Source organism: Streptococcus ratti FA-1 = DSM 20564 (assembly GCF_000286075.1).
GTDB lineage: Bacteria > Bacillota > Bacilli > Lactobacillales > Streptococcaceae > Streptococcus > Streptococcus ratti.
On record NZ_AJTZ01000003.1, the window covers coordinates 167917 to 175994 of the forward strand.

The window sequence follows — 8078 nt, forward strand, 5'->3', positions numbered from 1 at the left end:
TTTCTAGACCTCTTAAGAGGCCAAAACGTTAGCAAATCTGCCGTTTGCACCAATTTTCAGAAACTTTAAATGTGTATTACAAATAAAGCCGTTCCCTAAAATTAAGCACAAAAAGAGCAGCTAAATCTGACTCTTTAAAGCTTGATTTAACTGCTGTAAGCCTTGATTGGACAATATTTCAACCAAAGCAGACGACAAATAGTTACATATATTATACACTATCTCTTTATACTTGTCAAGAAATACTACCTTCCACCAATGCTTGACCAGGCCTTTTGATAGTCGCTGTCTGTACCGCCTATGGCAAATTTATAAACCGTATTGCCCGGACCGTTCTTGGCCCAGTAGCTCGTAGTGGTGGCACCGCCGACCGAAATAGTCTTTCCGTTAATATTGACCGTCGCTGGTTTCAGACCTGTTGATTTCAAAACATTAGCTTTAATAACACTAGAATCAAGACTAAAGCGCTGATTGGTTCCCCAAACATTTGGATCTGCCTGATTAATCGCATTGACCAAGTATGCCATATATTGGGCATTGTTGTTGTAACCCGACATTGATTTTAAAGAAGTATTATTATCATGGCCAGCCCAGCCGCCAAGGGTTGTTTTAGGCGTAGACAGAATCAGCCAGACATCAGTATAATCGTCAGTTGTTCCCGTTTTCCCTGTCCAGTCAGCACCAGCCAGCCCTGAATTGATAGCTTTCAGCTTATTTTTAAAAGTTGTTGTTTTGCCTGAACTAATGGGACCTCTAAGCAGCTCATTCAAGATGCTGGCAGTTGCCTTGGAATAGACCCGAACTGGCTTAGCAGTATGCTGATAAATAACTTTTCCTTGGCTGTCGGTAATTTTTTCGACCATGTATTGTTTTTGATAAACACCGCCATTGGCAAGAGTCTGATAGCCATTTGTCTGCTGAGCGACCGTTGTTTCAATCCCTCCGCCTAAAGGAAGACTCTCGATATAATATTCAGGAATGTGGTAGTTCATTTTTTCCATATAAGCAGGAACATCTACACCTTTTTGCAATAGGGTCTGATAGGTCCAGTAGGCTGGAATATTCCAGGAGACATCCAGCGCTTCCTGCAGATTAACCATAGCCGTTCCCTCGTCTCCGGCATGCATAATTTTCTGTCCGCTGGCAAACGTTGTAGGATAGTTTGAAAGCATGCTTGAGCTGCCCATAAGCCCCTGATCAATAGCAGGACCGTAAGCCAGCAATGGTTTGATGCTGGATCCAGGTGATCTTGCCGTATCAAAAGCATGATTGTTTTGATTGCTTTTATAGTCACGTCCCCCTACAAATCCAAGAACAGCTCCGCTGGAATTATCCATAAGAACATTGCCGACTTCAACTTTTCCCGTTCCGTCATCAAGAGAGCCGCCATGCTGAGCAACCGCTGTCTGCATAGCTTTATAAACCTTCTTATTGATAGTCGTTGTAATGGTATAACCGCCTAAGCGCAGCTCCTGCAGAGCTTTTTCTTTATAGGCTGCCTTGGTTTTATCATTCTTTAAATCCTGTGAAGAAACCTTATCCTTTTTGACAAGATAGTCATACATAACATCCTGAGCTTCTTCGAAGACGGAATAGTACAAGTAATCATGGGAGTCTGTCTGCGCTGCCTGCGGCTTTTTAAAGTCTTTTTTAAGATCGTATTTCTTATAATTTTCGTAGTCAGCCTTTGACAAGACGCCTGTGCGATACATATTGTATAGCACATTTTGTGAACGTTTCAAACCCAGCTGCATATCTTCTGCTGATTTGAGTTCGCCTGCAGCTGTGTAAGGCGAATAAGCAATAGGGCTCTGCGGCAGTCCAGCTAAAAAGGCTGCCTGAGGAATGGTTAAATCTTTAGCAGCAACACCAAAAATTCCCTGAGCCGCTTCTTCAATGCCGGCAATATTTTGCCCCTTATTATTGCGCCCAAATGGAGAGACATTAAGATAATTGGTCAGAATCTTATCTTTGTCTTCATAGCGCTCAAGCGCAAGGGCGTAAATGATTTCCTTGGTTTTACGTTTAAAGGTGGGATCATCTCCCAAAACCTGCTGTTTTAAGAGCTGCTGTGTCAACGTAGAGCCGCCGCTGCTTTCACCAAGGCCTAAAACTGAGGCAAGCGTTGCCCGAAAAACAGCTTTGGGAACAACCCCCTTGTGTTCTTTAAAATTTTCATCCTCCGTTGCAATCACGGCCTTCTTCACATTTTCCGAAATATCCTTGCTATCTACTGGTGTTCTTAAAAGATCTGTATCAATAGTTGAAATCAGCGACTGATCCGAATAAGTCATTTTAGAAATTCTAGTTAAAGTATTAACCTGAGTAACCAAGTCCGTCTTCTTAGGAACAGTTACATTTTCAACCTGGCTCGCCAGATAGCCAAATCCAACACCAAGGCCTAAAAAAAGAAACAAAAGAATAAGAATATAAGCAAAATCTGACAGCAGTTTAAGGGTGCGCAAAAAAACTGAACCGAAATCCAGATAGTCAGCTCGCTTTAATTCCTTTAACTTCAGGTTTTTAATTGTTTTAACAAAACTAATTTTGTTAAAATCAGGCCTTTTAGCAATTGTTGCTTTGAACTTTCTTTTAATTTTTTCTAGCAGGAACATAATCATACCTCAGTTTACATTATATCAAATTTCTCATGTTTGACATAGCCGTTGTTTCTATCAAGTCAATTATTTTCTTTCTCGTTCATAAGAACTTGCATAGCCCCTGTTGTTTTTGATATAATGCTTTGTAATGTTATAAGAATATGGAGAAAAGCTATGACTATTTTTGAAGAACTCAAAGCACGCGGCTTAGTCTTTCAAACTACTGATGAAGAGGCCCTGAAAAAAGCGTTGGATGAAGGACATGTCTCTTTTTATTCAGGCTATGATCCAACAGCGGACAGCCTCCATCTAGGTCATCTGGTACCCATTTTGGTCATGAAGCATCTGCAGTTAGCCGGACATAAACCTTACCCACTCGTAGGAGGAGCTACCGGCTTGATTGGCGACCCTTCCTTTAAAGACGATGAACGCAGCCTTCAGACCAAAGAGACTGTAAAAGGCTGGGTAGAAAGCATTCGCAGTCAGCTGGAACGTTTTATTGACTTTGAAAGCGGTGATAACAAAGCACAGATGGTTAATAACTACGACTGGTTTGAATCTGTTAGCTTTATTGATTTCCTGCGCGATGTCGGCAAATATTTTACAGTCAATTACATGATGAGCAAGGAATCTGTTAAAAAACGCATTGAAACCGGAATTTCATATACTGAATTTGCCTACCAAATTATGCAGGCCTATGATTTTTACGTTCTCAATCAAAAATATGGTGTTACCCTGCAAATCGGCGGTTCTGATCAATGGGGCAATATGACTGCCGGTACTGAATTGCTTCGCCGTAAGGCTGACACACAGGGACATGTAATTACTGTTCCTTTAATCACAGATGCCACCGGCAAAAAGTTTGGTAAATCAGAAGGCAATGCTGTCTGGCTTGATGCTGATAAAACTTCTCCTTATGAAATGTATCAATTCTGGCTAAATGTTATGGATGCTGATGCTGTTCGCTTCTTGAAAATCTTTACTTTCCTGAGTTTAGATGAGATCGAAGACATTCGTATCAAATTCGAAGCAGCTCCTCATGAACGTTTAGCACAAAAGACATTGGCAAAAGAAGTTGTCACCTTTGTTCACGGTGAAAAAGCCTATAAAGAAGCTGTAAAAATCACTGAGCAGCTCTTTGCAGGAAACATCAAGAGCCTTTCTGCTAAAGAACTCAAACAAGGCCTCAGCAATGTGCCTAACTATGCTGTAAAATCAGAGAACAGCCTTAATATCGTTGATATTTTAGTCGCTACCGGCATTGTCAATTCTAAACGACAAGCTCGCGAAGATGTGCAAAACGGCGCTATTTATATCAACGGTGAACGCGTACAAGATTTAGATTATATCCTCTCTGATAGCGACAAGATTGACAATGAATTAACGGTTATCCGCCGCGGTAAGAAAAAATATTTTGTCTTAACTTATTAAGAATATGATAAAGCTGGAGTGAGTGCTCCAGCTTTTCAATTATAAAGATTAAAAACAAGTTTACAAACACTCACCTAACTTTAGTCTTTTATCAACCGATTCAAAAGACCGACAATCAAAAAAATAGCAATAAAAATCATGGTTATAGTTGCACTGGCAGGAGTTTCTGCCAAATAAGAAATAAAGATGCCAGACACCATTCCCATAAAACCAATCAGAATCCCCAGAGCAATAACAGTTTTAAAGCTCTTTCCCAATCGCATCGCAATGCTGGCGGGTAAGACCATGATCGTTGATACCAAAAGTGCACCGGCTGCCGGAATAGTTAGAGCAATAGCCACTCCTGTAACAACATTGAATAAAATGGACATCAACCGAACAGGCAACCCATCCACAAAAGCGGTATCCTCATCAAAAGTCAGAATATACATAGGACGAATAAAGCAGACAGTGAGAATTAAGACAATCGCAGCAATTGTAAAAAGGGCAACCACCTGTTCAAAACTAATCGTAATAATAGAACCAAAAAGGTATTGTTCCAAACTGACGTTGCTGGCATCACCAGCCTTACTCATAACAATTAAAGAAAGGGCTAAGCCCATCGACATCAGAATAGCTGTCGCAATCTCCATGTAGTGACGGTAAACTGTTCGCAGATATTCAAGTACAACAGCAGCCAAAGTAACCACTAAAAGCGTCGTCCAGGTCGGAGAAATTCCCAGCAAAACTCCAAAAGCAACACCAGCCAAAGAGACGTGGCTCAAAGTATCACTCATCAGACTCTGACGCCGTAAAATGAGAAAGAGACCTAAAATCGGAGCAAAAAGACTGATTGCCACAACAGCAAGCAAGGCACGCTGTATGAAATCATAAGCTAATATATCACTTAACATCATCTTTTGCCCCCCTTATTTTTTTCATGAATATTAAAGCAGCGCCAAGGTAAATCTTGATTGCGTACCAAATGGATATTTCGGTCCGCATATGCCTTGACCTCCTCAGGATCATGCGTAATCATCAAGACTGCTTTACTGTGCTGATGAGCACTATGATGCATCAACTCATAAAAAGTTGCCGTTGTTCCAGCATCCATACCAGTCGTAGGTTCGTCTAAGACGAAAATATCAGGATCACTGGCAAACATTCTGGCGATAACAGCACGCTGCTTTTGACCGCCGGAAAGACTGCCAATAGGCTTATGGCGATTCTCCCACATCCCTACCGCTTCTAAACTAACTTTAACATGTTCATCATCGTGCTTATTTAAACGACGAAACCAGCCATTGCGCGGATAACGACCCGATTTAACAAATTCATAAACTGTTGAAGGAAAACCTGCATTAAAACTAGCAATTTGCTGGGGCAGATAGGCCAGACGTAATTTTTTGCCAGCCACATTTGTTTTAGAAAATGCTACAGAACCAACCTTAGGCTTTAAAATACCTAGCGTTGCTTTAATCAAAGTTGACTTAGCAGCTCCGTTTTCACCCGTTAAAGTGACAAATTCGCCGCTGTCCAAATGATAAGTAATTCCTTCTAAAACAGGTTCTGAGTCGTATTGATAAGATAGATTTTTTACAGTAATATATCGCACAGCTACTCCTTTAATTCCTTACTTAAGGCAGTTAAAAAGCGACTGATAACAGCTCGCTCCTCTTTGGAAAAGGTGTCTAAGAGATGATCATAAACCGACAGCGTCAAAGCATGATGGTGTTCGTGCTCCTGGGCAATAGGCTTAGCCAATTCTGTCAGACGAAAATAAGTAACCCTCGCATCAGTCTTATCTTTGATAGACTCCAGCATCTTCTGCTTCACGAGAGATTTGACCGCTTTCGTCACCGCTGCCTGACTCACATTCAGCCGTTTGGCCAAGTCTGAATTGGTCAGATTTTCCTGTGACAGCAGCATCAAAATGTGCTCCTGAGTATTAGTCAGCTTAATCTCACTTTGGCAAGACCCAATCAACAGCTCGTGCTGATTTTCAGCCTTTAAAAGAATTTGATTGATCAAGCGATCAATTTCCTGTCCTAATGCCATAACCCCTCCTTTTAATTAACCAGTTAATTATTTATCGCTTAATCTTACCATAAATAAAAAAAAGAATCAAATGAATGAACTGCACCCCAAAAGTTAGACAGAAAAATCTAACTTTTGGGGTGCAGTTCATGAAATCAATTCTTTTTATATTATTCTCACCTTGTAAACTTCCCTGCAAAAACCCTTCATGCTGTTAACAATGCGGTTGGCGCGTTTCTCGGTCCGGCAAAGCGCAAAAACTGTTGGTCCGCTGCCTGTCATCAAAGAAATATCAGCACCGCACTTATCCATACGATCCTTAATTTTTTGGATAAAAGGTTTTCTGGCAATGGTAATATCCTCAAGTGAATTCCCCATGAATTGCAGTACATCCTCATAGGAATTTGTCAGAATAGCCTCTTTTAACGCATCAATATTGACGCGAGAAATAGTTTCTGTGTCAATTTCTTTGAAAATCGTTCTTGTAGAAATACCGAAGTCGGGCTTAACCAAGACTACCCAAGCTGACAAAGAGCAGGGCAGATTTTCGACAATCTCTCCCTTACCTGAAATAAGGGCGCAGCCGCCTTTGATGCAATAAGGAACATCACTTCCAATTTTAAAACCAATTTCAATCAACTCTTCTTCTGATAACTTAAGCTCCCATAAACGATTAAGAGCACGCAAGGTCGCAGCAGCATCACTGGAGCCTCCGCCTAGTCCAGCACATATAGGAATCGATTTTTGAAGTGTTATTTCAAGACCAGTACTAATCTGATAGCGTTCTTTCAAAAGCTGAGCAGCCTTGCAAACATCATTCTTACTATTCAAAGGCAGCTTGCAGCTATTTGAATTTACGATGACCTGATCTTCAGCAATTTCAGTAATAGTAATATAATCATTTAAATCAACACTGACCATAATCATTGACAGTTCGTGAAAACCATCCTGACGCTTGCCGACAATATCAAGACCAAGATTGATTTTAGCAGGAGCTTTCTCAACAATTTCCATATCATGCCTTTCTTGTGAATGATTATATTCATTATACCAAAAACTTCTCTTATCTGGTTCGCCAAACCGTATAAAAGCTAAGTTTTCCTCAGTCAAAAATAGCCAAATGACATATAAAAAGACTGACATAGATTATCTCAGCCTTTTGTTTTAAATCTTCTGCTGACCATTAAAGAAAAATACAAGACTTTCGTAAAGTCCTTTTCTGTTTTATCCCTATTTGATTAACTTTTGATAGCTCTTCCCTTTTTGTCATCAGATAATCAAGGCTAAAATAGGTCAATGGGCAGTCAGTAAGAAATTTTTCCTACTGTTCCCTTAAACTGGTGTCATCAAAATCACTCAACTTTTTCTTGAGTTCCTTAAGCATTTTTTGTCTTCCTAAAAATCGTTCCCCAGCCACCAGGCGCTCAAACTGCTCTTTTTGATTCTCATCCAGTTCCTTCTTGTAAGCAGTTAAACGGTCATAAAACAAGACATATTCATCCAGCTGCATGCCTGCATTTGAAACACAGTGAGCCACTTCACTGATTTCATCATAGGGCATTTTGTTAAAACGACGTTTTTGACTTTCCTGCTGACGCAAAACATCTTTAATATAGTTCGAGAATCTCGTCTTAAAATAAACATAAAGCTTTGCATCATCCTTACTTAGTTCAGGATGTTCTTTTAACAATTGATGTAAAACCAACATTCCCTCTTGCTGCCAGTCTTCTCGAGTCCACAGTTTAATAAAGTAGTAGCGCTGCAGCTTAAATATAATCGGCTTAACTTTATTAAAAGCAATTTCAAAATCTTCTTCCATCTTTACGATGCCCTCCTTTACTTGATGACATCATTATAAGGCTAAAGCAATTTTAAGAACAGGACATAAATGTCCTGTTTTCTCATCATATACTAAAAAACACCTCAATGAGGTGTTTTAGAATATTCATCTACTCCGGCAGTAGGACTCGAACCTACGACATCATGATTAACAGTCATGCGCTACTACCAACTGAGCTATGCCGGAATTTC

7 protein-coding genes and 1 tRNA gene are annotated in these 8078 nt (G+C 40.2%); 1 reads left to right on the forward strand and 7 read right to left on the reverse strand.

Annotation, left to right across the window (positions count from 1 at the left end; translation table 11 throughout):
- Positions 1-245: 245 nt before the first annotated feature.
- On the reverse strand, positions 246-2615 hold the full coding sequence (gene pbp1b / locus SRA_RS01545) for a penicillin-binding protein PBP1B (RefSeq protein ID WP_003086859.1): 2370 nt from the start codon (positions 2613-2615) through the stop codon (positions 246-248).
- Between the two features lie 159 nt (positions 2616-2774).
- Here pbp1b and tyrS point away from each other — a divergent pair, with 159 nt between their 5' ends.
- Entirely contained in the window at positions 2775-4031 is a 1257-nt protein-coding gene (gene tyrS, locus SRA_RS01550; RefSeq protein WP_003086861.1) for a tyrosine--tRNA ligase, read from the forward strand.
- An 80-nt stretch (positions 4032-4111) separates the two neighbouring features.
- On the opposite strand, the gene SRA_RS01555 is transcribed toward tyrS, so the two are convergent.
- The 6 genes from SRA_RS01555 to SRA_RS01580 form a co-directional block, all read right to left on the reverse strand.
- Positions 4112-4924 (reverse strand): metal ABC transporter permease, encoded by an 813-nt coding sequence (locus SRA_RS01555; RefSeq protein WP_003086863.1) that lies wholly within the window; start codon positions 4922-4924, stop codon positions 4112-4114.
- Positions 4924-5625, reverse strand: a complete 702-nt coding sequence (locus SRA_RS01560) for a metal ABC transporter ATP-binding protein (protein ID WP_003086864.1) — start codon at positions 5623-5625, stop codon at positions 4924-4926. The genes SRA_RS01555 and SRA_RS01560 overlap by 1 nt, the downstream gene beginning before the upstream one ends.
- Positions 5626-5627: 2 nt before the next feature.
- On the reverse strand, positions 5628-6068 hold the full coding sequence (locus tag SRA_RS01565; protein WP_003086865.1) for a zinc-dependent MarR family transcriptional regulator: 441 nt from the start codon (positions 6066-6068) through the stop codon (positions 5628-5630).
- 144 nt (positions 6069-6212) lie between these two features.
- Positions 6213-7061: a 4-(cytidine 5'-diphospho)-2-C-methyl-D-erythritol kinase gene (gene ispE / locus SRA_RS01570; protein WP_003091323.1), complete on the reverse strand. Its 849-nt coding sequence runs from the start codon at positions 7059-7061 to the stop codon at positions 6213-6215.
- 307 nt (positions 7062-7368) lie between these two features.
- Positions 7369-7866, reverse strand: coding sequence for a sigma-70 RNA polymerase sigma factor region 4 domain-containing protein (locus tag SRA_RS01575; RefSeq protein ID WP_003086868.1), 498 nt, complete (start codon positions 7864-7866; stop codon positions 7369-7371).
- Between the two features lie 133 nt (positions 7867-7999).
- Positions 8000-8073: transfer RNA gene (locus SRA_RS01580), tRNA-Asn, on the reverse strand.
- Positions 8074-8078 lie beyond the last annotated feature (5 nt).

What these genes read in the sequence shown, in the direction of transcription:
- tyrS (WP_003086861.1), top strand. Translation starts at nt 2,775, where the DNA reads ATGACTATTTTTGAAGAACTCAAAGCACGCGGCTTAGTCTTTCAAACT.
- ispE (WP_003091323.1), bottom strand. Translation starts at nt 7,061, where the DNA reads ATGGAAATTGTTGAGAAAGCTCCTGCTAAAATCAATCTTGGTCTTGAT.
- SRA_RS01575 (WP_003086868.1), bottom strand. Translation starts at nt 7,866, where the DNA reads ATGGAAGAAGATTTTGAAATTGCTTTTAATAAAGTTAAGCCGATTATA.
- SRA_RS01565 (WP_003086865.1), bottom strand. Translation starts at nt 6,068, where the DNA reads ATGGCATTAGGACAGGAAATTGATCGCTTGATCAATCAAATTCTTTTA.
- pbp1b (WP_003086859.1), bottom strand. Translation starts at nt 2,615, where the DNA reads ATGTTCCTGCTAGAAAAAATTAAAAGAAAGTTCAAAGCAACAATTGCT.
- SRA_RS01555 (WP_003086863.1), bottom strand. Translation starts at nt 4,924, where the DNA reads ATGTTAAGTGATATATTAGCTTATGATTTCATACAGCGTGCCTTGCTT.